Source organism: Neobacillus sp. plas4 (assembly GCF_057221695.1).
Genome location: NZ_CM170152.1, coordinates 1995346 through 2021824 on the forward strand (window position 1 = coordinate 1995346; position 26479 = coordinate 2021824).

31 protein-coding genes are annotated in these 26479 nt (G+C 38.5%); 23 read left to right on the forward strand and 8 right to left on the reverse strand.

All coding sequences use genetic code 11. The features are described from left to right. Positions 1-2: 2 nt before the first annotated feature. The 7 genes from AC2TFD_RS09960 to AC2TFD_RS09990 all read left to right on the forward strand — a co-directional run bounded on the left by AC2TFD_RS09960 (position 3) and on the right by AC2TFD_RS09990 (position 8486). Complete coding sequence (locus AC2TFD_RS09960; RefSeq protein ID WP_484675523.1) at positions 3-1133, forward strand: zinc-dependent alcohol dehydrogenase; 1131 nt, start codon at positions 3-5, stop codon at positions 1131-1133. 589 nt (positions 1134-1722) lie between these two features. Next, positions 1723-2979: an MFS transporter gene (locus tag AC2TFD_RS09965; RefSeq protein ID WP_484675524.1), complete on the forward strand. Its 1257-nt coding sequence runs from the start codon at positions 1723-1725 to the stop codon at positions 2977-2979. Positions 2980-3058: 79 nt separating this feature from the next. Beyond that, on the forward strand, positions 3059-3682 hold the full coding sequence (locus AC2TFD_RS09970; RefSeq protein WP_484675525.1) for a cysteine hydrolase family protein: 624 nt from the start codon (positions 3059-3061) through the stop codon (positions 3680-3682). Positions 3683-3986: 304 nt separating this feature from the next. Beyond that, positions 3987-5261 carry an MFS transporter gene (locus AC2TFD_RS09975; protein ID WP_484676289.1) on the forward strand — a complete coding sequence of 425 codons (1275 nt, stop codon included), beginning with the start codon at positions 3987-3989 and terminating at the stop codon, positions 5259-5261. 126 nt (positions 5262-5387) lie between these two features. Further along, positions 5388-5615 (forward strand): hypothetical protein, encoded by a 228-nt coding sequence (locus AC2TFD_RS09980; protein WP_484675526.1) that lies wholly within the window; start codon positions 5388-5390, stop codon positions 5613-5615. Positions 5616-5673: 58 nt separating this feature from the next. Continuing rightward, the gene (locus AC2TFD_RS09985) at positions 5674-7752 is read left to right on the forward strand and encodes a (Fe-S)-binding protein (protein ID WP_484675527.1); all 2079 of its coding nucleotides are present in this window, start codon (positions 5674-5676) and stop codon (positions 7750-7752) included. Between the two features lie 71 nt (positions 7753-7823). Further along, positions 7824-8486, forward strand: a complete 663-nt coding sequence (locus tag AC2TFD_RS09990) for an adenylate kinase (protein ID WP_484675528.1) — start codon at positions 7824-7826, stop codon at positions 8484-8486. A gap of 671 nt (positions 8487-9157) precedes the next feature. Here the strand turns inward: AC2TFD_RS09990 and AC2TFD_RS09995 are convergent. The 3 genes from AC2TFD_RS09995 to AC2TFD_RS10005 form a co-directional block, all read right to left on the reverse strand. Beyond that, positions 9158-9415, reverse strand: coding sequence for a nitronate monooxygenase (locus AC2TFD_RS09995; RefSeq protein ID WP_484675529.1), 258 nt, complete (start codon positions 9413-9415; stop codon positions 9158-9160). 13 nt (positions 9416-9428) lie between these two features. Further along, positions 9429-9587 carry a hypothetical protein gene (locus tag AC2TFD_RS10000; protein WP_484675530.1) on the reverse strand — a complete coding sequence of 53 codons (159 nt, stop codon included), beginning with the start codon at positions 9585-9587 and terminating at the stop codon, positions 9429-9431. Positions 9588-9751: 164 nt separating this feature from the next. After that, positions 9752-10663, reverse strand: coding sequence for a LysR family transcriptional regulator (locus tag AC2TFD_RS10005; protein ID WP_484676290.1), 912 nt, complete (start codon positions 10661-10663; stop codon positions 9752-9754). Positions 10664-10895: 232 nt separating this feature from the next. Between AC2TFD_RS10005 and AC2TFD_RS10010 the strand changes: the two genes are divergently transcribed. The 10 genes from AC2TFD_RS10010 to AC2TFD_RS10055 all read left to right on the forward strand — a co-directional run bounded on the left by AC2TFD_RS10010 (position 10896) and on the right by AC2TFD_RS10055 (position 20669). Next, the gene (locus AC2TFD_RS10010) at positions 10896-12092 is read left to right on the forward strand and encodes an acyl-CoA dehydrogenase family protein (RefSeq protein ID WP_484675531.1); all 1197 of its coding nucleotides are present in this window, start codon (positions 10896-10898) and stop codon (positions 12090-12092) included. A 27-nt stretch (positions 12093-12119) separates the two neighbouring features. Next, positions 12120-13058, forward strand: coding sequence for a fumarylacetoacetate hydrolase family protein (locus AC2TFD_RS10015; protein ID WP_484675532.1), 939 nt, complete (start codon positions 12120-12122; stop codon positions 13056-13058). Between the two features lie 20 nt (positions 13059-13078). Next, a complete protein-coding gene (locus AC2TFD_RS10020; protein ID WP_484675533.1) occupies positions 13079-14209 on the forward strand; it encodes a cupin domain-containing protein in 1131 nt (376 codons plus the stop codon). Between the two features lie 9 nt (positions 14210-14218). Further along, positions 14219-14890 carry an RraA family protein gene (locus tag AC2TFD_RS10025; RefSeq protein WP_484675534.1) on the forward strand — a complete coding sequence of 224 codons (672 nt, stop codon included), beginning with the start codon at positions 14219-14221 and terminating at the stop codon, positions 14888-14890. 142 nt (positions 14891-15032) lie between these two features. Next, positions 15033-16073 (forward strand): sulfite exporter TauE/SafE family protein, encoded by a 1041-nt coding sequence (locus AC2TFD_RS10030; protein WP_484676291.1) that lies wholly within the window; start codon positions 15033-15035, stop codon positions 16071-16073. Between the two features lie 29 nt (positions 16074-16102). Then, positions 16103-16564, forward strand: a complete 462-nt coding sequence (locus AC2TFD_RS10035) for a PNPOx family protein (RefSeq protein WP_484675535.1) — start codon at positions 16103-16105, stop codon at positions 16562-16564. Between the two features lie 92 nt (positions 16565-16656). Further along, positions 16657-17322, forward strand: a complete 666-nt coding sequence (locus AC2TFD_RS10040) for an MBL fold metallo-hydrolase (RefSeq protein ID WP_484675536.1) — start codon at positions 16657-16659, stop codon at positions 17320-17322. Positions 17323-17349: 27 nt separating this feature from the next. After that, on the forward strand, positions 17350-18279 hold the full coding sequence (locus AC2TFD_RS10045; protein WP_484676292.1) for an AEC family transporter: 930 nt from the start codon (positions 17350-17352) through the stop codon (positions 18277-18279). 175 nt (positions 18280-18454) lie between these two features. Continuing rightward, the gene (locus AC2TFD_RS10050) at positions 18455-19300 is read left to right on the forward strand and encodes an adenylyltransferase/cytidyltransferase family protein (RefSeq protein ID WP_484675537.1); all 846 of its coding nucleotides are present in this window, start codon (positions 18455-18457) and stop codon (positions 19298-19300) included. Between the two features lie 538 nt (positions 19301-19838). Next, positions 19839-20669, forward strand: coding sequence for an ATP-dependent DNA ligase (locus tag AC2TFD_RS10055; protein ID WP_484675538.1), 831 nt, complete (start codon positions 19839-19841; stop codon positions 20667-20669). A 110-nt stretch (positions 20670-20779) separates the two neighbouring features. Here AC2TFD_RS10055 and AC2TFD_RS10060 read toward each other — a convergent pair whose 3' ends face one another. Continuing rightward, positions 20780-20992, reverse strand: coding sequence for a hypothetical protein (locus AC2TFD_RS10060; RefSeq protein WP_484675539.1), 213 nt, complete (start codon positions 20990-20992; stop codon positions 20780-20782). A gap of 176 nt (positions 20993-21168) precedes the next feature. On the opposite strand from AC2TFD_RS10060, the gene AC2TFD_RS10065 reads away from it, so the two are divergent. Both AC2TFD_RS10065 and AC2TFD_RS10070 read left to right on the forward strand, forming a co-directional pair. Next, entirely contained in the window at positions 21169-21507 is a 339-nt protein-coding gene (locus tag AC2TFD_RS10065) for a YolD-like family protein (RefSeq protein WP_484675540.1), read from the forward strand. A 1209-nt stretch (positions 21508-22716) separates the two neighbouring features. Then, a complete protein-coding gene (locus tag AC2TFD_RS10070) occupies positions 22717-23028 on the forward strand; it encodes a hypothetical protein (RefSeq protein ID WP_484675541.1) in 312 nt (103 codons plus the stop codon). Between the two features lie 32 nt (positions 23029-23060). Here the strand turns inward: AC2TFD_RS10070 and AC2TFD_RS10075 are convergent, their stop codons facing one another. Next, a complete protein-coding gene (locus AC2TFD_RS10075; RefSeq protein ID WP_484675542.1) occupies positions 23061-23240 on the reverse strand; it encodes a hypothetical protein in 180 nt (59 codons plus the stop codon). Between the two features lie 112 nt (positions 23241-23352). Here AC2TFD_RS10075 and AC2TFD_RS10080 point away from each other — a divergent pair, with 112 nt between their 5' ends. After that, a complete protein-coding gene (locus AC2TFD_RS10080; protein ID WP_484675543.1) occupies positions 23353-23673 on the forward strand; it encodes a hypothetical protein in 321 nt (106 codons plus the stop codon). A gap of 131 nt (positions 23674-23804) precedes the next feature. Here AC2TFD_RS10080 and AC2TFD_RS10085 read toward each other — a convergent pair whose 3' ends face one another. After that, positions 23805-24005: a helix-turn-helix domain-containing protein gene (locus AC2TFD_RS10085; RefSeq protein WP_484675544.1), complete on the reverse strand. Its 201-nt coding sequence runs from the start codon at positions 24003-24005 to the stop codon at positions 23805-23807. A gap of 145 nt (positions 24006-24150) precedes the next feature. On the opposite strand from AC2TFD_RS10085, the gene AC2TFD_RS10090 reads away from it, so the two are divergent. From AC2TFD_RS10090 to AC2TFD_RS10100, 3 genes are all read left to right on the forward strand, one after another. Next, positions 24151-24357, forward strand: a complete 207-nt coding sequence (locus AC2TFD_RS10090) for a hypothetical protein (RefSeq protein ID WP_484675545.1) — start codon at positions 24151-24153, stop codon at positions 24355-24357. A gap of 90 nt (positions 24358-24447) precedes the next feature. Further along, entirely contained in the window at positions 24448-24723 is a 276-nt protein-coding gene (locus AC2TFD_RS10095) for a hypothetical protein (RefSeq protein WP_484675546.1), read from the forward strand. Continuing rightward, positions 24720-24965 carry a hypothetical protein gene (locus AC2TFD_RS10100; protein ID WP_484675547.1) on the forward strand — a complete coding sequence of 82 codons (246 nt, stop codon included), beginning with the start codon at positions 24720-24722 and terminating at the stop codon, positions 24963-24965. The genes AC2TFD_RS10095 and AC2TFD_RS10100 overlap by 4 nt, the downstream gene beginning before the upstream one ends. A 280-nt stretch (positions 24966-25245) precedes the next feature. Here the strand turns inward: AC2TFD_RS10100 and AC2TFD_RS10105 are convergent, their stop codons facing one another. Next, on the reverse strand, positions 25246-25491 hold the full coding sequence (locus AC2TFD_RS10105; RefSeq protein WP_484675548.1) for a hypothetical protein: 246 nt from the start codon (positions 25489-25491) through the stop codon (positions 25246-25248). Between the two features lie 292 nt (positions 25492-25783). Next, positions 25784-26458, reverse strand: coding sequence for a hypothetical protein (locus tag AC2TFD_RS10110; protein WP_484675549.1), 675 nt, complete (start codon positions 26456-26458; stop codon positions 25784-25786). Between the last annotated feature and the right edge of the window lie 21 nt (positions 26459-26479).

A 26479-nucleotide genomic window follows, 5' to 3' on the forward strand; every position in this document is an offset into this window, starting at 1 on the left:
GGATGAAAACAATGAAAGCTGCACGTATGCACAAATTAAGAGAAAAATTGGTATATGAGGATGGGGTTTCCGTACCGGAACTTGGCAGTAATGATGTATTAATTGAGGTAAAAGCGGTCCATATTGCTCAGTATCATAAATCAGCCCTAATTGATTGTGAACATTCTTATCCATTTTACAGTAGTCCATTACCGGCTATTTTAGGAATGGGAGGAGCAGGAGTAGTAAAAGAGGTAGGTAAAAATGTTGTTGGATTTAGAGAAGGCGAACGTGTATATGTGAATCCAGTCCTTAGTTGCGGTCATTGTGAATACTGCATCGAAGGGAATCCTGGACAATGTGATAGTTGGGTACTACAGGGTTACTTCTCTCTATTAACACCAAACGGAATCCCGTTCTTAGAAATGTATCCAGGGGGATTCGCTCAATATATGAAAGCTCCAACAAAAAGTATTGTTCGAATTCCTGATAATATTTCCTTCGAACATGCCGTCCGCATCAATTATATTGGAACCGCCTACGAAGCGTTAAAAACAGGCGATCTTCGTGCAGGGAACACGTTAATCATCAATGGGGCTACTGGTTCCCTTGGTACAGATGCAATCATAGCTTCACTTGCCATGGGTGCTGGTAAAATCATTGCTGTAGGGCGTAACGCAGATCGCTTAGATAGACTTAAGAGTTTAAATCCAAAACGAATTTTTACGATTAATACGACCAATGAGTCCATTCACGAAAGAGTGAATGAAATTACAGGCGGTAAGGGTGTACACGTATACTTAGATGCACTTGGTTTTTCTCCAGGTGGTACAACTCCACCAATGGATACAGTATTGGAATGTATTGGAAGCTTAAGGAGAAATGGTAGTGCCGTAATGATAGGAGCTTTGGCGGAAAATAAGATCCCAATTGAATATGGCACATTTGTTAATGATAACATATCGATTTCAGGATCTGTTTGGTACAACAATCAATCCGTCCTTGAATTAATGAATATGGCTTCAGGTGGAGCCTTAAATTTTGATTATTATGATACACATACATTCTCTTTAGATCAAGTGAATGAGGCTCTTGAATTTGCAGCCCAAAGATCTGGCGGTTTGACCAATGTTGTAGTACGTCCAAATTTATAGACAATACTAGATTAAGAGTCTCAAGGTTGTTATCAGCCGGATTTTACGGATGTAAAAATAAACTCTGAAGTGCTCTCCTTAGCTAAACAAAGGAGAGTACTTTTAGAAGGTAGATGGGTAAATGAATATTTAATAGACCATCAACGAGTTGAATCTTTTCATGGAACACATCTTGAAGATGAATTAGCTACATTGGGTATCTAGTCTCTAATATATTTGGTGTAGCAACACAAATTGCTGTGGAAAGGAAAGTCCGCTGGGCAGGAGACAAAGGTTGAAGTTTAATTGTAGAGGATTGTTGTGGTGCGGCAACCGTTGAAGCACACAAAGATGCTATCGGTACCCTAAGTTTGCTTGCTCGGGCGTTTTCATTAGACGATATAAATCAAATTTTTAATCCAAACAATCACTTCCAATAGTAAATTTTCCTATATGGGTGTAGCTAAATCAAGACTACACCCAGACATCCAACTCCCTAAAGAGATTTCTAACTAAGGGATAGAAAGCGATTACGAAATGGGGATTACTAGAGGCAACAAACCGAATGTTAGTCTTTTAATACTAGTTCAATGGGAAAAAGAGGTGCTATATGGAAGAACGGAAATTTTGGAATTATGAAAACAAATTGCTGACCATATTGTTTTTCACTGTAGGGTTTGTATTTTTTGACCGATTAGCCATTAACTTTTTGATACCATTTATACAATCCGATATTCAATTGACGAACATGCAGATTGGGCTTCTCTCCGCAGCATTGGGTTTAACATGGGCGATTTCGGGATATTTGTTAAGTTTTATTTCAGATAAGGTTGGCAATAAAAAGAAAATCCTATTGGCAGCAGTTGTACTTTTTTCAGCATCTTCATTTTTCTCAGGAATGGTTTCAACTTTTGCAGGGTTAATAGTATTCCGAATGATCATGGGATTGGCGGAAGGACCGGTTCTTCCAATATCTCAATCCTTACTAGCACTAGTATCATCAGAATCTCGCCGCGGTTTTAATATGGGTTTAATGCAGAGTTCAGCGGCCGGATTAATGGGAAGTGTCTTAGCTCCGCTCATAATAGTGGGCTTGGCTGAATCATATGGTTGGAGAACCTCATTTTATGTAACAATTATACCAGGTTTGATTGTTGCATTTTTCATTTGGAGATTTGTAAAAGAACCGCAAATAGTGGTGAATAAAAATGGTGAATTGGAAAAGGGGTACGAAAAGGTACGTTTCAGTGATGTGTTGAAAACCCGTAACATTCTATTAACAGTATTGCTAAGTTGCTTTTTTATAGCCTGGTACATCGTCCTGATTGCCTTTGCACCAATGTTCTTAATAAATGTTAAACATTTGAGTCCCGGATATATGAGTCTGATCATGAGTGCCTTTGGTTTGGGTGGGGTTATCTTTGGGTTCAGCATACCGGCAATTTCAGACCGAATTGGCCGCAAACCAATTATAATTATCTTTTCTATTATTTCTTCAATAGCTCCGCTTGCTTTAATCTATGTTAATTCTACCTCTGTAGCGATTTTTGCATTAATTATGTTTGTTTGTAACGTTGGTCAAGGGGTCATTCCACTATTATTGTCAACGATACCAGCTGAATCAATTTCGCCAAAATATATTTCTGCGGCCATTGGATTAACAATAGGTGTAGGAGAAATATTTGGTGGTGTTTTGGCTCCATTCATTGCAGGTATGGTGGCAGACAAATTTGGTTTATCGGCCCCGATTTTAATTTCCGTTGGATCTGCTGCAGTGGCCGTGATTATATCGCTGTTCCTTGTAGAGACCGCACCCAAAATTGTAAAACGAAAGCAGAATTCGAATATTTTAGAGGGCATCGTGTAATGAATGTTGTTGTTAGACCATCATAATAGACAATACAAGTTTAAGAGTCTCATTGACCAATAACTAGGAGGGGAATTTCATGTCAGTAAATATTAATCTTGATAAAACTGCTATTTTTTCAATTCACATGCTGAATGATATTGTGTTGGAAAATGGGAAACTTGGAGACTTTTTTAGTCAACAAGCTGAAGAGCGAAAAGTTATTCAAAAGAGCACGAAACTCATTCATGCTGTTCGGTCTTCTTCCCAGCAAATCCCTATTTTTCATATGAGGGTTTGTTATCCGCCTGATTTGACAAATGTAAAAATAAATTCTCCACTTCTTTCCGTAGTTAAGGACAGGAAATGTCTTGTAGAAGATACGTGGGGAACGGAATTCGTTGAAGATTTGGAACCAATTGATCATGAATACATCATAAATCATCAACGAGTAGTACCTTTTCATGGGACTAATCTTGAAAGCTCTTTAGAGAAGTTGGGGATTGAGACTATCATCCTATTTGGTGTAGCAACGAATATAGCGGTAGAAGGAACAGCAAGACTGGCAGGGGACAAAGGTTATAATGTCTATGTTGTTGAGGACTGTTGTTCTACCGGAACCATCGAAGCTCATAAAGAGGCAATTGCTACATTAAGTCTTCTTAGCTCTGTAGTTTCCTCCGAGGATATTATTCTAGCGTTAGATGAAGCCCGTGTTTATTAAAAAAGCTATGAATAAATGATGGATATTATGATAGATACCTCCTTGTAAAACTTATAATAATAGTTTTCCTCCTTGTAAGCAGATGCTAATTAGAAGTGTTTCCTCTTACAGGGAGGATTTAAACAAAACACGGCAGTACTTTTACAATAAAAACTGATAGCTAAAAAAGAAGTTAAATGAAATATCAAATGAAAAATGTTTCTATATTACAGGGAGGTCCAAAAGAATGGTTCAACAAAATGTCCCACAAGGTACAAATTCTTCTGCAGTAACACCTGTACTTAAAACAAAGCAAATTCCCAAGATGAATCCTAAAACGTTATTTATTATTATTGTTGGTTGGTTTGTGATGGTAGCGGATGGATATGATTTAGGAATTTATGGTGCTATACTTCCTAATTTACTGGAATATAAAGCATGGGGATTAACTCCCGCTAATGCCGGGGTGATTGCCAGTTTTGCCTTGTTTGGAATGTTTTTTGGAGCTGTATTAGTAGGTTTCATTACTGATTTAATAGGAAGAAAATGGACATTAATTAGTTGTATTACGATTTTTTCAGTTTCAATGGGGTTAGTAGCAATTGCACCTAGTCCAGAAATGTTTGCGTTTTTTAGGTTTATAGGCGGAATCGGGTTAGGTGGTGTTTTACCTGCAATTTCCGCTATTACAGTGGAGTACTCACTGCCTAAACACCGCTCTACGACTTACACTATTGTATTTACTGGTTATTCTTTTGGAATTGTACTTGGTGCTCTATTATCTATGTTTATGGTAGAGGATTTTGGTTGGAGAGTCATGTTTTGGCTAGGTGTTATTCCATTGATTTTAGTACCTATACTGATTCGATTTCTACCCGAATCAATGAGTTTCTTAGTAATGAAAGGACGGATAGAGGAGGCAAAGAAAATATCAGAACGTTATCATCTCCCTATGCCAAGCGAAGAGGATAATAAAAAGCAGATCCCTACCACTAAAGGCAAATTTAGTGGGGTTAAAACACTTTTCGTTCCTTCATATAGAAAGGCTACAACTCTATTTTGGATTACCTATATTATGGGATTTTTTATGATTTATGGTCTGAATACTTGGCTTCCACAAATGATGAGGGAAGCAGGTTATCCTCTTGGATCGAGTTTATCATTCTTACTTATGCTTAATCTTACCTCTATGTTTGGTGCAGTAATTCAAGGTTTTATGGCTGACCGTTGGGGTTCTAAGTGGGTGATTAGTACTTTTTATTTCCTAGGAGCCATATCATTAGTTCTTTTATCTTTTAAAGCATCCTCAATCTTTGTTGTTTATCTACTTGTTGGTGTAGCTGGCTTAGGTTCAGTTGCTATTGGGCAGGTTTTAAATGCTTATGTTACAAAATACTATCCCTCTCATTCACGTGCCACCTCTCTTGGTTTTGCATTAGGGTGTGGAAGACTCGGTGCCATTTCAGCGCCAATATTAATTGGTTTCATTATGAGTTTGAATTATGACTATGAATGGAATTTTTATATATTTGCTCTTGCAGCTCTTATTGCAACCATAGCAGTTAGCCTGATTTCGTCGGATAAGAAAAAGATAATCTAATAAATTAGATATTTTGTCGAGAATAAAAAACTGAATTTTGTGTTAATTCTTGCAGCTAATTAGGAGTGCCTCATGTGAAACGTGAGTCCTTCTAATCAGAATCGAAGAATAGGAGGTTAATAAAAAATGAATATTTTAGTGTTAGTAAAACAGACCTTTGAAACAGAAGAAAAGCTTGTCATTCAAAACGGTGAAATTATTGAAGATCGAGTAAAGTTTAGCCTTAACCCGTACGATGATTATGCAGTGGAAGATGCTGTAAAAATTAAAGAAGAAATAGCTTGCGAAGTAACAGTGTTATCACTTGGACCAACTCGCACTGAGAGTGTCTTAAGAACAAGTAAAGCAGGCTAGAGAATTATTTTAATGCTTGACTTAGCTCATATAATACATCTCAGGAGGTTGAACAAAAGTGTTAACATTAGTAAATTTACTTGCTTTTATAACCATTTCTGGATATGCGGTATATTTATTTGTGAATCTGGTTTACACTAGATATTTGTTTATAAAGCTTGGAAAAAAGGTAGAGTTTGAGCCAAACCTAAAAGAACGAATAAATACTGTTCTTGTCAATGTTTTGGGTCAAAAAAAATTATTCAAAGACAAGAAAAGTGGCCTCATGCATTTAATACTGTTTTATGGTTTTTTTATTATCCAAATTGGATTGATTGAACTTATTATTAAGGGATTTATCATGGGTTATGAGTTTCCTTTAGATGAAGCTCATAAATACTTTAGCTTTGTTCAAGAGTGGACGACGTTTTTGATGATGTTGGCAGTTATATATGCATTTTTTCGACGTTATGGTGAAAAGTTAGAACGCTTGCAATGGATGCGTGATGGTAAAGCTGCTTTTGTATATTTATCACTATTCACTCTAACCTTGTCGATTTTGCTTTCATTAGGATTTGAATCAATTATGCTCGGTCATGAACCAATTCTCGAACATGCCCCATTCTCTAGTATTATTGCCATAATGTTTGCTGGTATTGGAGCGACTGCAGGAACTGTATTGTTCTATGTGTTTTGGTGGATCCATATGTTAACCGTAATCACTTTTATGGTGTTTGTACCACAATCCAAACAATTGCATGAGCTTTTTGCTATTTTTAATATTTTTTTCAAAAAAAGCGGTCCGGTTGGAAAATTGAGGAGTATTGATTTTGAGGATGAGACAGCTGAAGAATTCGGTGTCGGAAAAATTGAAGATTTTTCTCATTCTCAGTTGATTGATCTGTACGCCTGCGCAGAATGTGGACGATGCACAAATATGTGCCCAGCTTCAGGAACTGGAAAAATGTTATCTCCGATGGATCTAATTGTGAAGATGAGGAATCATCTTACAGAAAAAGGTGCAGCAATTACTTCTAGACAGCCATGGGTGCCTACCTTTGCCTTTAAAAACACAATAGGAAATCAAATAGCTTTAGCGGGTGCCGGAGCTCAAGAATCTGCTGCCGCTTTGGAAAGTGTGAGCTTAATTGGAGATGTCATTACCGAGGAAGAAATTTGGGCATGTACAACGTGTCGGAACTGTGAAGACCAATGTCCGGTAATGAATGAGCATGTGGATAAAATTATCGATTTACGTCGATATCTTGTCATGACAGAAGGGAAAATGAATCCTGATGCTCAGCGTGCCATCACAAATATTGAGCGCCAAGGAAATCCATGGGGTCTTAATCGAAAAGAGCGTGAAAATTGGCGTGAGGGTCGAGAGGATATTTCTGTTTCAACTGTTAAAGAAAAGCAAAAGGCTGGGGAAGAATTTGAATATTTATTCTTTGTTGGTTCAATGGGTTCTTATGATAACCGCAGCCAAAAAATTGCTCAGTCCTTTGCTCGAGTGATGAATTTAGCAGGAATTTCCTTTGCGATTCTAGGTAATAATGAGAAAAATTCAGGAGATACGCCGCGCAGAATCGGAAATGAGTTCTTATTCCAGGAATTGGCGAACGCCAATATTGCAAACTTCCAAAAGTATAATGTGAGTAAAATTGTAACGATTGATCCACATGCCTATAATTCTTTTAAAAATGAATATCCAGAATTTGGGCTGGAGGCAGAAGTATATCACCATACAGAATTGTTGGCTTTATGGATCAGAGAAGGAAGAATCAAATTTACAAAAGAACTAAACGAAGTGATTACTTATCATGATTCTTGTTATTTAGGCCGCTACAATACGGTTTATGATCCGCCTCGTGAAATTTTAAAAGCGATTCCGGGTGTAAAAGTTGTTGAAGCTGGCCGCAACCGTGAAAATGCCATGTGCTGCGGAGCTGGCGGCGGTATGATGTGGACAGAGGAGAATACTGGAACACGGATTAATATCGCAAGAACAGAGCAACTTCTTGAAACAAAACCAACAATGATTGGAAGCGGATGTCCGTATTGTTTAACGATGATCAGTGATGGTGTAAAGGCAAAAGAAGTTGAGGAGACAGTAGAAAACTTTGACATCGTTGAAATTTTGGAAAAAGCATTGTGAATGATGCATTAATAAACTTAATTAGCAAATCAGCTTTATCAGAATAGATGGTTGAAAGTGGGGGAATACGAATGAATTTGGTATTAATGGGGCTCCCTGGTGCTGGAAAAGGTACACAAGCCGAGAAAACCGTAGAGAAATACGGCATCCCTCATATTTCCACTGGGGATATGTTCCGTGCAGCCATTAAAGATGGAAATGAACTTGGTTTACAAGCTAAATCCTTTATGGATAAAGGTGATTTAGTACCAGATGAAGTGACGATTGGGATAGTACGCGAACGATTAAGTAAAGAAGATTGTAACCAAGGCTTTTTGCTTGATGGATTTCCTAGAATGGTTGGTCAAGCTGAAGCGCTTGAAAACATTCTAGCTTCCTTAAGCAAAAAAATTGATTTTGTTATTAACATTGATGTAGATCAAGAGAATTTAATGGAACGCCTGACAGGAAGACGTATCTGTATATCTTGTGGATCTACATATCACCTTATCTTCAATCCATCAGTCGTTGAAGGCGTATGTGATAGATGTGGCAGTGAATTGTACCAACGTACGGATGACAATGCTGAAACTGTACGAAATCGCTTACAAGTCAATCAAAAGCAAACAAAGCCATTACTTGATTTCTATGAATCAAAAGGATACTTACGAATTGTTAATGGCCAACAGGATATTCGTAAAGTATTTGAAGATCTCGACCAATTACTCGGAAGCTTGCGTGAATGCCCCTTTTAAAATATTGTTACCAAACTTTAGCTTTATTTAACTTTTTTGAGGTGAATGTAATAAAAACTATAATAATTAAAGGAATCAAAAATAATCTGGTTCCTTTAATTTAATTACTTTTTTGCATCACTAGTTATTAGTTCAGTTAAATAATGTTTCTGAGGTATTAAAAAAGAGATTGCTATATGAATAAGAAAAGAGAAATAATCATAAATATTAAATCTTTTTCCCTTTTTAAAAAGGAAAGAAAGTAAAAAACATTACATTTGTTAATAGTTCATAGAAGTAACTTTATGTCAAAATAGATGGAACATAGTTCTAAATGACTTTATTATTATCTTTGTGAAGGAGTTCACTTAAATTAATGGGTAGATTTAGAAAAAACTAAGGTATCATTTTTGCCGGACAGCTAGACCTAGTATAAAAAAACCTCCAATTTTTTTGAATAGAAGGTATGTCAAAAATTTTCTAATTTATTCTTACTCATTATAGCGCTTTTAATCAGAGTGAGGTAAAAAATAAATTTTGAATGGAAGTTACTTAATAGTCAGCCATTAATTCCATTACGATATCTTTACAGCTCTTTACTTCTGTAATTAAATCAATAGCAGTGTTCAAAGAAACGATTCCCTCATCCATCTTTCCATCTAGCATTCCTGAGCGGAGGCCACAGTTTTCACTTATTTTTTAACAACGTCATAAGATGGCATTCCGTTTATGTACAAATTCTCGAATTCTTGAGCTGCTTTTTTAGGTATTGAGAGTAGACGAACTAAAAGCAGCTCCGTCCCTTTTGAACGAATAAATTCTTGTTTTGCAACATCTGAAGCAGGACATTTTTCCGATACAATAAAGCGCATTCTTATATAAATTCCTTCAGAACCAAGAGCAAAAGCAGGCCTCACGCCACGGATATCATTAATTTCACCTGTAGCCATACCGGAATATCAACTAACATACGATTGTTGGATCGATTGAAAATTTTCCAGTTGAGCGCTTAGGAATAACTTCACTTTCATAATAACCATTAACAATAATAATGATATCTGCACCCGCCTCCTCTGCCATTTTTGCAGCTTCAGTTGTAGGATTTGATTCACGGTGAATCAAAATACCTCCCTTGATCCTTAATATCTTTAGTTGGTATAACAACTAATAATCCATAAAAATATAAACAATATTATTTCAAAAGAAATCGACACACGGATATGTAATGACCTTGATAAAATTCAGGATAAAGACTATAAATGCCAATGGTTGTACAAGGAGTGATCCTAGACCAAACCATTTCCTTTATTTTCATTTTGTGTAAGCTGAAACTCCAGTTCTTCAATAAATAAAGATAGAGCTGGATTTTCATTTGATTTCTTCCAAGAGGCTAGAATATCCACTTTAAAGTCATCCCCTTCAATGTTTATAAACCGAAGAGTTGGAGATGCATATGACTGAAAGTATTTTGGAAGAATTGTTATGCCAATTTCAGCATCAACCATCATTAACACTGCTTCAATACGTGAAGCGGCATTAACCAGTTTTGGAGAAAAACCATGATTGGCACATGCGGCTAGAAGTAAATCAAAACCTGGAGGAGATTCTTCCCTTTCCAGCATGACAAAAGATTCTTGGGCAAGTTCGGCAATGTTAAGACTTGTTCGATCAGCAAACGGATGGTCTTGATGCATGATGATACTATGGGGCTGTTTCCATATTGTCTTGTATTCCAGCCCGCCAATACTTTGCAATCCAAGTGAAAGGGTGAAAGCTATATCCAGTTCATCAGCTTTTAATTTTTCAATTATTTTCCCCACTTGATAAAAGTTCAACTTAATATTCACTTTTGGATATTTTCGCCTGAATTTTCGGATCAATTCGGATAAAAAATCTCTCACCGGAATGCTTAATAAACCTATGTTGATGGTGCCAATTAACCCTTCCTCAGCTTGTTGGGCATTTTCAAATGACTCATCAAGCTTTTTTATGATTTCCCTTGCATCTTTTAAAAAAACAGTGCCAGCATGTGTCAATTGAACGGTATGTTTCGTCCGGTGAAAGAGTTTAACACCTAGCTTTTTTTCTAAATAGGCGATTTGTTGACTCACAGCAGGCTGTGCCACATATAGGTGCTTGGCTGCTTCCGTGAAATTTAAATGTTCAGCAACTGTAATAAAATATCGTAATGGGCGCATGTCCAATTCACATTTCCCCTATCCAGTTAAAAGTTATGAATTTATTCTTTTATTATAATAGGAATCTTTTAGATGAACAAATATTATAAGGAAAAGCTTATTACGGATATGACTTTTACGTATTTCCAAAATTTTAAATTTTTAGATATCATTTTGGTATAGGGTTATCAATACGAAAACAGTGTAAAACTTGTTATTCGTGTATTTTTTAAAAGTAGAAGGAGGGATATTTTTGAATCAAATCATTCAACATTTAACCCATGAAGAGGCTGTTGAACGGGCTAGGAATCTGGCTGTCAAGATTAAAGAACGATTCAATTTAACAGAAGAGCTTCTCCATCAGCCACAAGAAACAATACAGGAGTTTATCGATGCTGAGCTTATCCGTTCGATGGTTCCGAAACGTTGGGGTGGACATGAGTTAGGATTTGACACCTTGTTTAAAACAGGAGTGGAGATCGCAAAAGCCGATCCCTCAGCGGGATGGTGTTACACGTTGCTGGTCGTCCATTCATGGATGCTTGCTTACTTTCCGGAAGAAGCTCAAGCTGATGTTTGGGAGAAAAACCTCGATGCCGGTATAGCTTCTTCTTTTAATCAATTTACACCGAATGCCGTGATTCCAGTAGAAGGTGGGTATCAAGCTAATGGTGTGTGGGGCTTTTCATCAGGGATTGATCATAGTGATTGGGTAATGATTCAAGCAAATATGGAGGTTAATCCCGAAGATGGGGTAGCCGGGAAAGCTTTGATGATGTTAGTTCCAAAGGAAGATTTTGCAATTCAAAAAACATGGAAAACGGTTGCCCAAAAGGGAACCGGCAGCAATAATATTTTGCTTGAAAATGTGTTTATTCCCGAACATCGAACCATTGATTTAATTGCTTGGTGTCAAAGTGGAGAGGGTCCTGGAAGAAAAATGAATAAAAATCCTCTTTATAGCCACCCATTATATGCTGCAATGCCAGTCTGTTTAACAACAGCTTTACTTGGTGCTAGTGTCGGTGCTTATGAGATGTGGAGAGATTCGATGAAGAATAAATTCAGCGCCAGAAATACTAGGGTGGCCGATTTTACTCATACACAAATTCGCGTCGCAGAAGTTTCAGCTACACTGTCAGCGGCTGAAGCATTGATGGAACAAACAGTGAATAGGCTTGGTACGGGTAAACCGATTGATACCTATGATAAATTGAAAAATCGAAGAAATTTCGGTTTTATCGCAAGGCTGAGCAACCAGGCAGTCAAAACCATTATTGATCATAGCGGGGCCGCTATTTTCTATGAGGGGAACCCGATGAACCGGTATTGGAGAGACGTACAAGCATCCTCCATGCACATTTCATTCAACTTAGATTGGATAGGTGAAATGTTTGGAAAGGTGGAGCTGGGAATTCCACTTAGCAAAAAAGACTCTTTAATATCCTAATAAAATAGTAAATTTGGAGGTTATCACATGCGTTTATCAACAGTAAGTGTAGATGGAAATCAAAGAATCGCAGCAGTCGTTAATGATTCGTACATCGATTTAAATAAGGCTCTTGAGCTTTTATTAGAAAGCAAGGAGCAGGCACGGGCAAAGCAAATTGCGGAAGCTTATATTCCCCCTAATATGATTGGTTTCCTGCAAGGCGGGGAAGATAGCATGAATCTTGCAAAAGAGAGTATTGAATACGTTCAAAAACATGATTTCTCAGATGGCGTGAATCGAAAGCTTTATTATAAAGACCTGGAAGTAAAGCTTGAGGCTCCAATTCAAAAACCGGAAAAAATTGTTTGCGTGGGGCTGAATTACCGTACGCATATTCAGGAAATGGGAAGAGATTTACCAACCATACCAGTTGTATTTGCTAAATACAACAATACAATTATTGCGCCTGGGGATCCAATTTTAGTACCAAAAGTTTCAGAGTGTCTTGATCATGAAGCTGAATTGGTTGTTGTCATCGGGAAGAAAGGAAAATATATTTCTGAAGAAGATGCGATGGATTATGTGGCAGGTTATACGGTTGGTAATGAAGCAACAATTCGTGATTTCCAAAAGCGTACGAAAGAATGGCTGCAAGGAAAAACTTTCGATACAACACTGCCATTAGGTCCCCATCTCGTGACAAAAGAGAGTCTCCCACATCCTGATAACTGTGAAATGAGACTTACGCTAAATGGAGAAGAACGCCAAAATGCTAATACTGGAGATTTAGTATTCAATATCCCTTATCTTGTGCATTTCTTATCACAAATTATGACTCTAGAGGTTGGAGATATCATTTGTACCGGCACACCGGGCGGAGTAGGTCAAGCAAGAAATCCACAGTCATGGATGAAGCATGGTGATATAGTACGTGTAGAAATAGAAGGTATTGGTACTTTAGAAAATCCAATTGTGAACGAATAACGATAAAAGGGGGAACAAAAATGGCGAAGGAAGTTAAAGTTACACCTGAAATGGAAGCGTTTCATCAGGAAGTGTCTAATAACGGGTTAGAACCATTATGGATGGCTGCACCTGAAGTGATGCACCGGCAGCCTAAATCAAAACCCATTCCTTATATTTGGAAAAGAGAAGTAATCGAGCGCCATATGGAAAGAGCAGCAGAAATCATTACGTTTGAAAACGGCGGCGATAGAAGGGTATTGATGTTAATCAATCCAGGCATGCGCGATTTGGAGCCGTACGGTTGGGGAGCTACTACACAAACTCTATCTGTATGTGTACAAATCCTGCTTCCAGGTGAGGAGGCTCCTCCACACCGGCATACACAGACGGCGATTCGTTACATCACCAAGGGTGAGGGCGCTTACAGTGCTGTGGAAGGTGAAAAAGTTTATATGGCCGAAGGTGATTATGTCATTACACCGAAGGGGTTATGGCATGAACATGAACACGAGGGCACAGAACCTATGATGTGGATGGACTGCCTGGATACACCACTTATCTTTTATTTACATGGTACCTTTTTTGAGCCAGGTAAAGTGAAAAAGCAGCCCATTACTAGAAAGCCGAGTGTTGCTAAATACCAAGGCGGTATGGTAAGACCAATTTCTGATCATGAGCCAAGTCCTGCTCCGCTACCTGCCTATAAATACGAGTCAACGCTTGCTGCACTTAAAGGGATAAGTGACAATTATGAACCGGATCCAGTTGAAGGCTATGCGGTCGAATATATTAATCCATCAAATGGTCAATCTGCAAACGAAAACATTGGGGCTTGGCTGCAAAAGTTACCTGTAGGCTTCCATGGGAAAGCACATCGCCATATTAACAGCGTGGTATATCATATCAAAGAAGGAAAAGGATATACAGTCATTGATGGAGTGCGATTTGATTGGGAAAAGGGGGATTACCTAGTCATTCCAACATGGGCTTTACACGAACATGTAAATACGTCTGAAAATGAAGAGGCAATCCTATTCCAAACCAATGATATTCCAATCTTTGAGCGGATGGATCTGCAAAGGGTAGAGGAATATGCGGAAAACGGAGGATATCAAAAGGAGATTGGAAAATTTAATCCCGCACAAGTCGAACCATTATTGAAGAAGTGAGGCATTTTTATGAAGCTTGGTTATAGAATTTTTCCGACCAATCGGTTTGTTAGTCAAGAAATTACCGAGTCATATTGGGGGATTCCTACCTCTATTATCAGTGATTCTATGGAAAGATTGTTTGCAATGGAAAGCAAAATCAGACCTTTTCATCCAAAGCCGATATTCGCAGGGCATGCTCTTACGATTCACTGCCCACCGGGAGATAATTTGGTTTTGCAAAAGGCAATTGAAATGGCGAAGCCGGGTGATGTTTTAGTCATGAATGCAGGTGGAGATACAACCCAAGCCCCTATAGGTGAAATTGTTGTAAGTAATTGTATCCGTCGGGGTGCCGTAGGACTCGTAATCGATGGCCCTGTCCGCGATAGTAATGTTCTACCAACGCTCTCGATACCTGTCTTTGCTAAAGGGGTTACCCATCGAGGCTGTTATAAAAATGGTCCTGGAGAAATTAACGTTCCGATCGCTTGTGGTGGGGTAGTTGTTCGTCCAGGGGATTTAATTGTAGGAGATAGCGACGGAATCGTCGTTGTTCCTTATGAAGAAGCAGAGGGATTATTACCTAAATTAAAAGAAAAGGTAGCGAAAGAAGAGCAAGTACTGGAGCAAATTCGCAACAAAACAATCGACCGCTCTTGGGTAGATGCAGAGCTGCTTGATAAAGGATATTCGTTCTAAGATAAAACACTATTACATGAGCCTAGGAATTCTCCTAGGCTTCTTGTAAAAAGTAATGTTGAGGAAATTAAGTGAGGGTGTTGAAATTAAGCCTTACAAACAAGTTATAACATAGTAGGTGATGATGGTGTTTGATTTGGACATGGACCTCTTGCTATTCATTATACTCGCGGGATTACTAGTGGGATTCGGGAAAACCACCGGGCTATCCGTACTTGGGATTTTCACGGTTACGATGCTAAGTTTGATTTTACCAGCAAAAGAAGCGGTGGGTATCCTTCTGCCAATCCTTTTAATAGGTGATCTTATTGCAGTCACGTATTATCGCAGGACTGTCGTTTGGAAGCTTTTATTTAGTTTAGTCCCATGGATATTAGCTGGGCTCTTACTCGGCTATTTTGTTTTATTGATGATCGGTAACGAACACCTCAAAATCTTGCTAGGATTTTTAATAATAGGTTTGAACCTTTTTCAAATCATTAGAGATCTGTACGGTTCGAAGATGGATTTGTCCTTACCGAATTCCGCCTGGTTCACAGGGACAATCGGGATTCTTGCCGGTTTCGCGACAATGGTTGGGAATGTTGCGGGAGCGGTCATGGCTATTTATTTATTATCGCGCCGCTTGCCAAAGAATGAATTTGTCGGTACAGGTGCTTGGTTTTTCCTTTTTGTCAATTTGATTAAAGTACCATTCTACATCCAGTTGGGGATGTTGACAACGAGCTCAGTGCTCGTCGATTTAATAGTTATTCCCGCGGTTGCGCTCGGAACTTTTATCGGAATAAAAGTGTTGCCTCATATTCCGCAAAAGTTGTTCAAATGGATCATTCTCGCTCTAGGTACGCTTGGAGCGATGAAATTAATCGTTCCAGATACTTTTCAGTTTATTCTTGTATGGCATACTGCTACAGGTGCTGTTTGTCTTATTTCAGGGTTGATGGCAGTGCTTAATAAGAACAGAAAATACATTTGTGATCTTAGTATAAAATTCTATTGTGGTGCTTACTCCGCCTTGTTTATTACGACTATGACTACAGCGATATTTAAATGGGAGGACGGAAATAGGATTCCCGTTATCTTACTATGGTTTGTCCCCATATTCATTGGCTCATTGATTATCTATTGGATTATGTATAGGCAGCATTTCAAGGTAAAAGATTATCAAAGTCTTGATAGCTAATTTATAGATTAGTTGAGGTGATAAAGAAAATGGCAAACATACGATTTGATTTGACTGAAATCTTTACAGGAGAGCGTATAGGATATCTTTCAACTATAGACAATGAAACAGGTGCTCCCCAAGTAAATGTTCTTTCATGGATTTATGGATACAAGGCAAACGTTCTTCGTATTGCTGTTACCAGTAAATCAAAGTTGGTAAGCAATATTGAGAGTAATGATCATATTAATTTTTCTTTTTTTTACGAGAAATCAATTGTTTCAGCTCAGTGCAAAGGGAAAATAATTACCAAAAATTTGCCGGGGGTTCCTTTCCCTTTGACTTTGATTGAATTGGTGATAAATGAACTGTACGATATTATGTTTTATGGAGCAGAAATAACTCAGGAGCCGATGTATCAAAAGACTAATAATAGTAAAGCTGCTAAAAAACTGGATGAACAGGTACATCAAGGTATGGTAGCAAATTATGAGGAAGAATTGGTCCGTTAATATACAAATGAATGATTAGGAATAGATAATTTTAGAAATTTGTTATAAATAATTAAAGTGTCAATAGGCGGCAACGATAGAGGAGTGATGAAATGAAAATAGCTGAAGGAATCGGTTTGATTGACTTGCATGCGGTGGTAGACAATGAACCAATGGTTTACCATCCTACGGTTATTTGGGATAACAAGGATGTTATTCTCATTGATACAGGTTTACCAGGACAGCTGGAAGCGATCAAAAACAACTTAGCAAAACTGCCTGTTGGCATACTAACTAAGATTATTATTACGCACCACGATTATGATCATCTTGGCAGCTTATACGAGGTCATTAACGATTTCGATCATAAAATTGAAGTCTACGCCCATGAGCTCACTAAGCCTTATATCGAAGGGGAAAAACCTTTAATCAAAAAAGGGTTTACTGTACCAAAAACAAAGGTGGATTATACGATTTCAGATGGCGAGGAATTGCCGTTCTGCGGTGGAATATCTGTTGTTTTCACACCGGGCCATACTCCTGATCATGTAAGTTTGTACCATAAAAGGACGAAAACCTTGATTACTGGTGATGCCCTTTCAGCTGCTCAAGGACAGTTGCAATATCCAGTTAAAAAGTACACCTTGAATATGGAACAAGCAATTCAATCCCTTAACAGGTTCCTAGATTTAGAGATAGAAAACGCTATTTGTTTTCATGGTGGTGCTTGTAAAGCTGAGGTAAAAAAACGGATTGCGGTATTAGTGCAGTGTATTTGACACAATCGAAATGAGGAATTTGGGGTGATGATACATGCTATTTTTAGCACCATCTACCAGGTCTTTTTACCAATATCCATTCCAGTTATAGCTGGCTGGTTACTTAGGAAATATCAAAATCTAGATACAAAGCCTTTAATAACTCTTGTTTTATATCTATTAAGTCCAGCACTCATTTTTGATGTGTTGACGAAGTCACAGATCGTATCTAGCGATATTATTGAAACATTGGCTTTCTGTATCCTCAATCTTTTACTCTTATGGGTAGGTGCCAATATTTTGGGTAAGATGTTAAAAATGTCCACCACTGATATAGCAGGTCTTACGTTAGTCTCAACCTTTACCAATAGCGTCAACTACGGTCTTCCGCTTGTTTTATTGGCTTTTGGTCAGATTGGGATGGATTACGCTTCGGTCTATGTAATCATTCAAATGATCATCATAAATATAGTTGGGGTTTATTTTGCTGCACGTTCTCACTTTTCTATTAAGGATGCCGTAAAGTCCGTTTTCAGGCTACCTACGATTTATGCAGCAATTGCGGCCATTTTGGTCAATCAGTTAAATTTTCAGGTGCCTGCCGGAATCGATCAAGGGATCTCAATAATCGCCGCGGCTTATTCTCCTTTAGTGCTTTGTATCTTAGGTTCACAAATGGCCAATGTACGGAATAACGCGTTAGCTCAAGATAAATTTAAAGCTTTTTGGAGTGGGATGAGCATTCGGTTGTTTATTTCACCTATAATTGCTTACTTAATTTTAAGTATTCTACACATCGAGGGAGAACAGTTTTTAGTTCTATTAATTTTGGCCTCAATGCCCGTTGCAGTGAATGCTGTTGTTCTTGCAGAAAAGTTCGATGCCTCACCAAAAATTGTTTCCAAATGTATCTTGTGGACGACAGCAGCCTCTCTAGTTATATTGCCGATTTTTATTGTAGCTTCTAGGCTAAGGTGATGATTGATTCGTTAGTCTCAGGTAACCTGAAAACCTTTCAAACTTAGAAATACAACTTGGAAAAGTAACGGATATTCATCTTGAAGAAAAAGGACCGCTGTTTTCTTCAACGGAAAGTAGCGTGCATTAGCATAAGCGTAAGCAGACTTAATTTTGGAACATGAAAGGAGACTGTATGGAAACAATCTATTTAAGTAAGAGGAATTTGGCTGCTCTTCAGGAGAAGGCCAGCGCAAATGTTGTGGCACTCGGATGTTTTGACGGTCTCCATCATGGGCATGTAAAAGTGATTCAAACCGCTTTAAAGGAATCAAAGGAAAGACAAGTTTCACTATCGGTTATGAGCTTCTTTCCACACCCGAAAACAATCATCGGGGGGAATGCGTGTTTTCACTATTTAATGCCAGAGTCCGAAAAAGAAAAGAGGCTTAGAGAGCTAGGTGTTGATTCGTTTTACCTTGTGGAGTTTGATAAAGAATTTGCAGGTCTGTCACCTCGGAAGTTTGTTGAGGAGTACCTGATCAATCTAGGTGTTGTTCATGCAGTTGCAGGATATGACTTTTCGTATGGGAGCCGCGGAGCTGGAAATATGGAAACATTAAAACAAGATTCCTGTGACCGGATTGATGTTACTACAGTCGAAAAAGTGGAATACAAAGGGAAGAAAATCAGTTCGACCCGTATAAGAGAACAACTGTTACAAGGGAATGTCCAGGAGCTTCCCTATCTTATCGGGCACTCATACGAAGTGAAATGCAAATGCGCTGGCTCGGTTTTAACGCCGTATTCGTATTATACACTCCCACCTTCTGGACGGTATGATGTCACATTGAAAAATGAGAGGGTGTCGTTGAAGACCGAAGTTATTGTAAAAGAGAAAGGTGCAGCGCTTATTTGTTTGGATGAGATCCCAGTATGGTTGGAAGGAAACCTGACCATAGTCTGGAATCAGCGGATAAAGGATGAAAAGGTTCAGATAGGGGAAGAAACTAAGGTTTTGTATCCTCCCGTATATATTTAGGTGAAAAATATCATAGAAGGAAGTGGAAAAATGGCTCGAATCGTATCGTAGGAGGCATAGCAATGCCCACAGCCCGATGATAATGACAAATGAAGACAGTGGCGGCGAAAAAGGGTAGCGCTATTATGAATACTTGGCGGATATAAAAAGTGGTTAGAGGATATTGGAACAGATATTATCTTCTAATTTGTGATGAAAATTTCAATAGTTCTTTTTTTAACAAAAATAAAAAGCCTTGAAGAATCAAGGCTTTTTGACGTCCCGAAGAGGATTCGAACCTCCGACCTACAGTTTAGGAAACTGTTCGTTATGGTCCGGTCAGCTACTCGTTATGTAAAACGCTTATGTCATCGCAATGTCAGCGGATTGTTGACCGATAGTCTGAGCGTAGGTCCTACGGCTTCTAATTTGATAACCTACATACGCTATTTTGCAGAATAGTCAGCTGATTGTCAAGCGGTGTCAATTTATGCGTTTACTTTTATTACCATACGGAACATTTACGCTACTATGCTAAAATCGTAATGAGGTGTTTTAAATGTTTGTATCACCGATGTTACTGCAGAAATCTAATCGTCCATTTGATGACGATGAATATATAACGGAATTAAAGCTCGACGGAATCAGGCTAATCTTATCGAAGTTCGACGATAAGGTGCGGCTATACACTCGGCACCATAACGAAGTTACTTCCAAGTTTCCGGAGCTACTATCGATAGACATTCCGAACGGTACCGTCCTGGATGGCGAAATAGTCGTTACCGATCCCGCAGGTAAACCGGACTTCGAATCGATGATGGAGCGTTTCCAATCGAAAAGGTCCGCACACAGTATAAAATACGTCGTGTTTGACGTTATCTACTACAACGGTGAGAAAGTCGCTAATAAGCCGCTTATTGCGCGCAAAGAACTCCTCGAATCATTCCTTATACCTACGCCTCACGTAGCGCTTGTTCAATGGATGTACAGCAACGGAGAGGCTTATTTCGAATTAACGAAGCAGCACGGTCTTGAAGGAATCGTTTTAAAAAGGGCCGACTCGACATATAAAATCGGCAAACGATCATCCGACTGGCTGAAGGTGATTAATTACCAATATGCTGACGTCTTTATTACCGGTATGAGGAAGGATGAATTCGGACTGCTGCTTGGCGTAGAGGATAGCGGTAAGATTAAGCACGCAGGTATGATGGAGTTTATGAATAGCGAACATAGAAAGACGTTCTACCGTCGATATAAAGAATTAGTCACCGACGAGAATAAGAACTTCGTATTCCTGGAGCCGGAGCTCAAATGCCGCGTTAAATTCCGCAATTATACGAAAGAGGGAAAGCTCAGGATTCCGTCGTTTGTTGAATATATATCGTAAATTGCGTCAGTCTTAATGACTGGCGCTTTTATATACTTGGTGCATTCTCCATATTTTTAAATTTACAAAAAAAAGAACAGAGGTAATTTTTACTTCTGTTCTTTATAATGTTACTTAGCTAACCCTGGAATTTGTATTGTTGCAACCCCACATTCTCCACATCCAAAAAGGTGAACAGGTACTCCGTTACTACTATTGAATGCAGCTGGTGTTTGACTTTGATCGATAGTGGTTAGGACAAATGAAGTTCCGTTATTTGGCTTAATGTATTGTAAACTTTCTGAACCGCAGTTACTACATTTAGCAGGATTATTAATAACCATTTTTTTTCACCTCCTTTTTCTACTAATTAACAATATTCGACAAAACATTCCCAGAATCCTTTTTTGAATTAAGTGACTTTATATCATTAAAGACAATTACCTTTTTATTTTGGGTATACATACGGAACATTCGTTCGTATATAATAGTAATATAAATTACGAAGGAGTGATTCGATTTGGCAATAAGAGATCGCGGCAAAAAGAAGTGGCTACCTGCGTCATTCATGCCGGAAGGCTTCGCAATGACTCGCGAAATGTATAAGGACCAGGCACGACAAGCAAGGCCGATACTAGACGAATATCAGACGGAGGAGTTCGACCTGCGCATTAAGTACGCAATGGAATATAAACACGCTGTAAAGATTACGGTGTGGAGCGACGGCTTTACTACGGACTATACTGGGCACATACATCGCGTTGATCCTATTACGCATGTGCTGCGCCTTGAAGTAAAGCCTGGCGAATATGAGCGCATACAGTTCGAAGATGTGACCGCAGTGAAGGTCGTAGAATAAAAACGTCCATCCCGTAATTAGGATGGACTGCATTCGAGAAATTATTGTTGCTTATACTGGATCTGTTGGAATAAAAGCAATTGGGCGGAGAGACATCGCATTAGTACCGAGGGCCAGAATTTGCATATGCGCGCTGGCTGCTACGAGCTGGCTAGTAATACCGCTGAATGTGTTTGGCACATCGGAACCGGGGTTCAACGTACCGAAAGTCGTTTGTCCCGAATCAATAAGGCTATTCCAACGCACGACGATAGGCCGGATTGGATCGGGTGGATACTGATTAATATTAGCACGCCTTACTCTTGTCGTTGTAAGGACTCTGACAGTCTGAGTTACGCCATCACTTACGAAAGTTAGTGCGCCTGTGCTCGGATTCCAAGCGATGAGCGTTGCAAAAAAATTAGGATCTCTTACTCCCACATATTTTCACTCCTTTAAATTTGGTACTACTATCGTATTGTTTATTGGTTAAGCCCGTTTGTGCTTCCGTTTACTTCCGATGGTATTACCATTGCCTATATCGTTGATGTAACATAACTATTCCGATTAATATAGTATGATATATGATAGAAGGAATGCGTATTTATGGCGGTTGGGCTGGCTTACAATAGTTTACAATACCGCATATATTCAGCGTAATAAGGCGTAAGGTACCGGAAGAATTACCAGCCACAGCCGTCCGACGTGCGAGGGGTGTCGAAACTCGAGGGGTCTGACGATTATATTGCGGAAATAATCACGGGAAATAGACGCTGGTTTATGCAGGATAATCGGGGAATAATCGCAGCTCGATCGGTACGAATGGCGGTATAACAACGATGTATAAGAGAGTGCATAACGATATTATTTGCGTAATGATTTAACGTTGAGTTGGCGCGGTTATTATTTTACTTAATTGCATCGTATATTTATTTTACGCAATTAAGTTGAATGTGTATGCAGCGGTATACAGTCGTCAGACCTCCAGAGATATGTCGAAATATAGCCGGGGGGCAGGTCCGAGCCAGGGCGGCCGTCCTGGCGTATTCAATTTCCGCGCAATATTTTTTAACTCGGGGTGTCAGACGCTAAAAAATTTTGCGATAAAATTTTCAAACTCGAGGGGTTAACACAACTCTGACGCAATAAAAAGAATTAACCACGCTGGAAACTTTTCCCTTATAATGGACGTAGGTAGAAATTACTAAACGTTCGGGGAGTGGGGATATTGTGGAGCAAACAGTTAGCCGTAGTGAAATTGAAGTCGTTAAGAAAAAGTCGGTAACAGGTGCGATTGGAAAAATAATCGGACTGACTTTCGGCATATGCGGAATCATATTCGGATCGTTGCTTTGTCTTACAATTATTGGTATACCGCTAGGATTCCCCATAATGTTCATGTCACTCGGTTTAATGGCGGGAACGCGAGGATTTCAACAAGTAAAGTGCCCGGCTTGCGGCAAGCATACGCAGGTGTTTAAGTCAGCGGAAAACTTTGATTGTCCTAAATGCCGACAATTCACCGTTATTAATTGGAAATAACAAAAAGGCCTCGGCAATTATCAGCCGGGGCTTTACCTTTGTATATCGCTAACCTTAACGTCATGCTCGTCGATGTATTCAATGACGCCAAGCAGTCGCTTAATCGCGTAATCCTTGCCGGCAGACTCATCCGCAATTAGCTCGCCAGTAAGGTCAAGAAGCTGCATTTTAATCCTCGTGATCGTTAATTTCGCCTCAAGTAAGTCGTTCACTTTATCTCCTCCTAAATACCAGTATTGTTTTCGCAAACAGACGCAAATATGACGATTAACCACGCTGAATAATCTTTCTATATAATAAGCGAAATAGAAGGGAGGGATAGCGATGGAAATAAAGAAGACGAAGTTTGTCCGAAAGAATATACTGAATAAATGTAAAAGTTTTAGACGGTGGAGAGTAAATCAGTTACGGACAAAAGTGTTTATTAAGGTAGTGAAAATCGGCAACACGACTGGTAAAATCCATTTGGAATTATGCCGGCTAACATCGGATGAAAGACGCCAATGGTATAAAGAAGATATGGAAAAAGGAAATCCGGTGTTATTAAACATTGCCAGAGTTGTAAACAGTATTTATAACGAACGCATTCGAAATGAGATAGAGGAAAAAAGAAAAATGATAGACGAACAAGCCCCGGGCAATTAAGCACGGGGTTTCTTTGCGGTATTACCGGTTCATTATGTATAGACGCAGCTCCTCTACGAACGCTGACTGCCTTCAAAGTCAGCTTATGCGCCTCTTTGCCAAATAATGCAGGTCCACGCGGTCATACCGCCCTATTTATTTTCAGTACGCTCATATAGCTCGTCTAATTTTACCTCAAGCAAGTCCGCCAACTGGTACGCTTTATCGATCGGTATCAAACTATGCCCCGTTTCATAATTCCTCAATTGTTTAACGCTTACCTTCAATTTTTCCGCAATATATGATTTCTTTAATCCGCTACTCTCAATTAATTCCCCTATGCGACTTCTCAACATGTGCATCACCTTATATAAGTATTCGCTTTTTTCGACAATTCTCCTTTAGGAAATTTAATTGCCTGTCCTCGCTAATTTTATTTCATAATCGGATATTACCGCTCATACCATTTAGTAAATAGAAGGAAGGGAGGGCGCCAGCATGAGTAACAAGCGCGTTAAGTCAGTTTCTTTTAATATTACCAATCCGAAGGACCTCGAATTTTTAGAGCGTATGGAGCAAGAGAAGATAGAATTCAGTGGCTATGTAAAGGAGTTAATTTTCGCGGATATGCAGCGACGCAATGCACCGCTTAAAATCGTCAAACGGAGCGATAGCGGCGGGATAAAAATTGTTGTCGGCAAGTAATACCGGTCTACCCTACGCTTAACTTCGTAACACTGTAACAGCGTTGACACTGTCATTTGTCACGACATTTGCAAACGGGAGGTTATCGGAATGATAGAAGGTAAGGGATTAGGTGGAAAGAAAATTAATCGAGTGAATGTTTCGCTGTCCAACAAGCAAGACGCAAAGCTCAGGCGCCTGGCGACCGCTTGCAACATGAAGCCCACAACATTGGCCGGACTGCTTATCGAAAAGGGGCTGAACGACGCCAGGCTTGTCTCGGAATTGCAACGCGAGTATTGTACGCAAGCAGCATACCGCGTGATCGTCGTTAATAATAACGGTGAGCTGAACTACGTCTTAACTGGGCGGGAGGATTTGCGATGAGTTGGGTAAGTTTTATTACGGGTGGCATGACGGTGATACTGGCGTATGCGTTCTTTGCGGCTGGTGCTGAAGAGGATGAGGAACTAGTTGCGGAAGAGTCGGACCTCGTCATTAACGAAGGAAGCAGACGGCATGTAACGCTGAGCTGTCAGACCTGCCGCAAGTTAAAGAGACATCGTGAAATAAGACATAACATTTTCCGGTGTACGAAATGCAAACGTCACGTTGATATAAGTGCGTGAAATAAAAAAGGCGACTCTTAAACGGAGTCGCTCATATGCTTTATAGTATGTAATTTTGTGTGTTAACTCAATAAAAATAGAACGGTTGTGATTTCTACCGTTTTACAATTAGTTTATTCAACTAAAGCACCCGTTACTTGAAGAAGTATGTGTGTTAATCAATTGGATTTGTGATTGAATTGTATATATCGTGAAGGTACTCTTTACTCCTTTCGTTTATTAATTTTTTTTCCCCGTCTTTTTCAAAATATAGTTTAAAAGCCCCTTTATGCCCAGCTTCTTAAATAGTTCTAACACCATCAATAACAGCAAATAACCCAAATATACTTGAATCTACGGCTTCATAAAGTGCTTTTTTTATCATTTCTTTATCTCTTATCGACTGTTTGTTATACCATTCCGAAAGTTCTATATCTTTTTCTCTAGGTTTTCTTCCAGGGGGTTCTTCCATTACACTTACTGTATCTTCAACCGCAGTGTCTCTTACACAAGAAACAATCGCTTCGACAAAATATTCACTATCCAATTATTGTCCTCCTAAGGTTTCCGTTTTAAGTTTATTTTAGCGATTTTCCTTGTTAAACTAAACTGCTTTAATAGTTGAAGAAGCGACAGCCTTGTACAGCTATCGCACCCTTTAGTTCAATAAGAAACGGTGCCTTAATTAGCTGCTTGATATTAAAGTAATTCACCTGGAAAAAAGACTTTATTCTCGAATTTCACTAACGTTTTTCAAGTAATTCTGGTCAATCAAAGTATAGTATGGTTCTATAAAAGTGGAAAAACGACTCCCTATAATCATTTTACGTCTTATCTTCCTACTCAATTTTCTGTATACATGTGTCTACTATTTCTTCAAATAACTTGTTCCTTCTCTCACCTTTGTTTATTTTAATAATTAATACAACAATACTTGTTAAGAAAAAGAATAAATAGAAATAGATTTTTATACCAAAAATTATTTCAGGATTTACAAATGGTAAATCAGTGTTTTTATTTACCAATAGCCTCCAAAAGTTAGGATTAGAAAGGGAAATAATAATTATAGAAGCAATAATAGGTATGAATAATCTAAAAATTAAATCTGATAAATAATTATTATTCATTGTTCTCAAGAGGGCTTTTATTAAGATTAACTTATTCTTATTATAATTTACATATGTTAGTATCCTTTTTTGAGTAACTTCTAAGTTTGTTAATATCATCTCATCTTTTTTTATTTCCTTACCAATAATTTCCATAACTATATTCTTATCCTTTTTATTATCAAGCCAATCAAATAAGTCCTTTGATTTACTCTCATTTATGAACTCTTTGAAAAAGAAGAAATACATAAAATGAAAACCCATTGAAAATATTATTATTGTAAAAGCGATGTAGAGAGAGGTAGAGGTTTGTATATAACTAGAAATAATTATCGGCAGGTAAAAATATAAACAAAAGATAAAAAAATTTAATATTATACTACGGAGTCCATTTAACAATTTTTTCAAGATTGTCCTCCTTTTTATACT

Excerpts from the sequence above, each read along its gene's own strand:
- AC2TFD_RS10045 (WP_484676292.1), top strand. The coding sequence starts at position 17,350 with ATGATACATGCTATTTTTAGCACCATCTACCAGGTCTTTTTACCAATA.
- AC2TFD_RS09980 (WP_484675526.1), top strand. The coding sequence starts at position 5,388 with ATGAATATTTTAGTGTTAGTAAAACAGACCTTTGAAACAGAAGAAAAG.
- AC2TFD_RS09965 (WP_484675524.1), top strand. The coding sequence starts at position 1,723 with ATGGAAGAACGGAAATTTTGGAATTATGAAAACAAATTGCTGACCATA.
- AC2TFD_RS10100 (WP_484675547.1), top strand. The coding sequence starts at position 24,720 with ATGAGTTGGGTAAGTTTTATTACGGGTGGCATGACGGTGATACTGGCG.
- AC2TFD_RS09995 (WP_484675529.1), bottom strand. The coding sequence starts at position 9,415 with ATGGCTACAGGTGAAATTAATGATATCCGTGGCGTGAGGCCTGCTTTT.
- AC2TFD_RS10035 (WP_484675535.1), top strand. The coding sequence starts at position 16,103 with ATGGCAAACATACGATTTGATTTGACTGAAATCTTTACAGGAGAGCGT.
- AC2TFD_RS10055 (WP_484675538.1), top strand. The coding sequence starts at position 19,839 with ATGTTTGTATCACCGATGTTACTGCAGAAATCTAATCGTCCATTTGAT.
- AC2TFD_RS09990 (WP_484675528.1), top strand. The coding sequence starts at position 7,824 with ATGAATTTGGTATTAATGGGGCTCCCTGGTGCTGGAAAAGGTACACAA.
- AC2TFD_RS10090 (WP_484675545.1), top strand. The coding sequence starts at position 24,151 with ATGAGTAACAAGCGCGTTAAGTCAGTTTCTTTTAATATTACCAATCCG.
- AC2TFD_RS09975 (WP_484676289.1), top strand. The coding sequence starts at position 3,987 with ATGAATCCTAAAACGTTATTTATTATTATTGTTGGTTGGTTTGTGATG.
- AC2TFD_RS10005 (WP_484676290.1), bottom strand. The coding sequence starts at position 10,663 with ATGCGCCCATTACGATATTTTATTACAGTTGCTGAACATTTAAATTTC.
- AC2TFD_RS10080 (WP_484675543.1), top strand. The coding sequence starts at position 23,353 with ATGGAAATAAAGAAGACGAAGTTTGTCCGAAAGAATATACTGAATAAA.
- AC2TFD_RS10095 (WP_484675546.1), top strand. The coding sequence starts at position 24,448 with ATGATAGAAGGTAAGGGATTAGGTGGAAAGAAAATTAATCGAGTGAAT.
- AC2TFD_RS10015 (WP_484675532.1), top strand. The coding sequence starts at position 12,120 with ATGCGTTTATCAACAGTAAGTGTAGATGGAAATCAAAGAATCGCAGCA.
- AC2TFD_RS10050 (WP_484675537.1), top strand. The coding sequence starts at position 18,455 with ATGGAAACAATCTATTTAAGTAAGAGGAATTTGGCTGCTCTTCAGGAG.
- AC2TFD_RS10025 (WP_484675534.1), top strand. The coding sequence starts at position 14,219 with ATGAAGCTTGGTTATAGAATTTTTCCGACCAATCGGTTTGTTAGTCAA.
- AC2TFD_RS09960 (WP_484675523.1), top strand. The coding sequence starts at position 3 with ATGAAAACAATGAAAGCTGCACGTATGCACAAATTAAGAGAAAAATTG.
- AC2TFD_RS10030 (WP_484676291.1), top strand. The coding sequence starts at position 15,033 with ATGGACCTCTTGCTATTCATTATACTCGCGGGATTACTAGTGGGATTC.
- AC2TFD_RS10040 (WP_484675536.1), top strand. The coding sequence starts at position 16,657 with ATGAAAATAGCTGAAGGAATCGGTTTGATTGACTTGCATGCGGTGGTA.
- AC2TFD_RS09970 (WP_484675525.1), top strand. The coding sequence starts at position 3,059 with ATGTCAGTAAATATTAATCTTGATAAAACTGCTATTTTTTCAATTCAC.
- AC2TFD_RS10060 (WP_484675539.1), bottom strand. The coding sequence starts at position 20,992 with ATGGTTATTAATAATCCTGCTAAATGTAGTAACTGCGGTTCAGAAAGT.
- AC2TFD_RS10020 (WP_484675533.1), top strand. The coding sequence starts at position 13,079 with ATGGCGAAGGAAGTTAAAGTTACACCTGAAATGGAAGCGTTTCATCAG.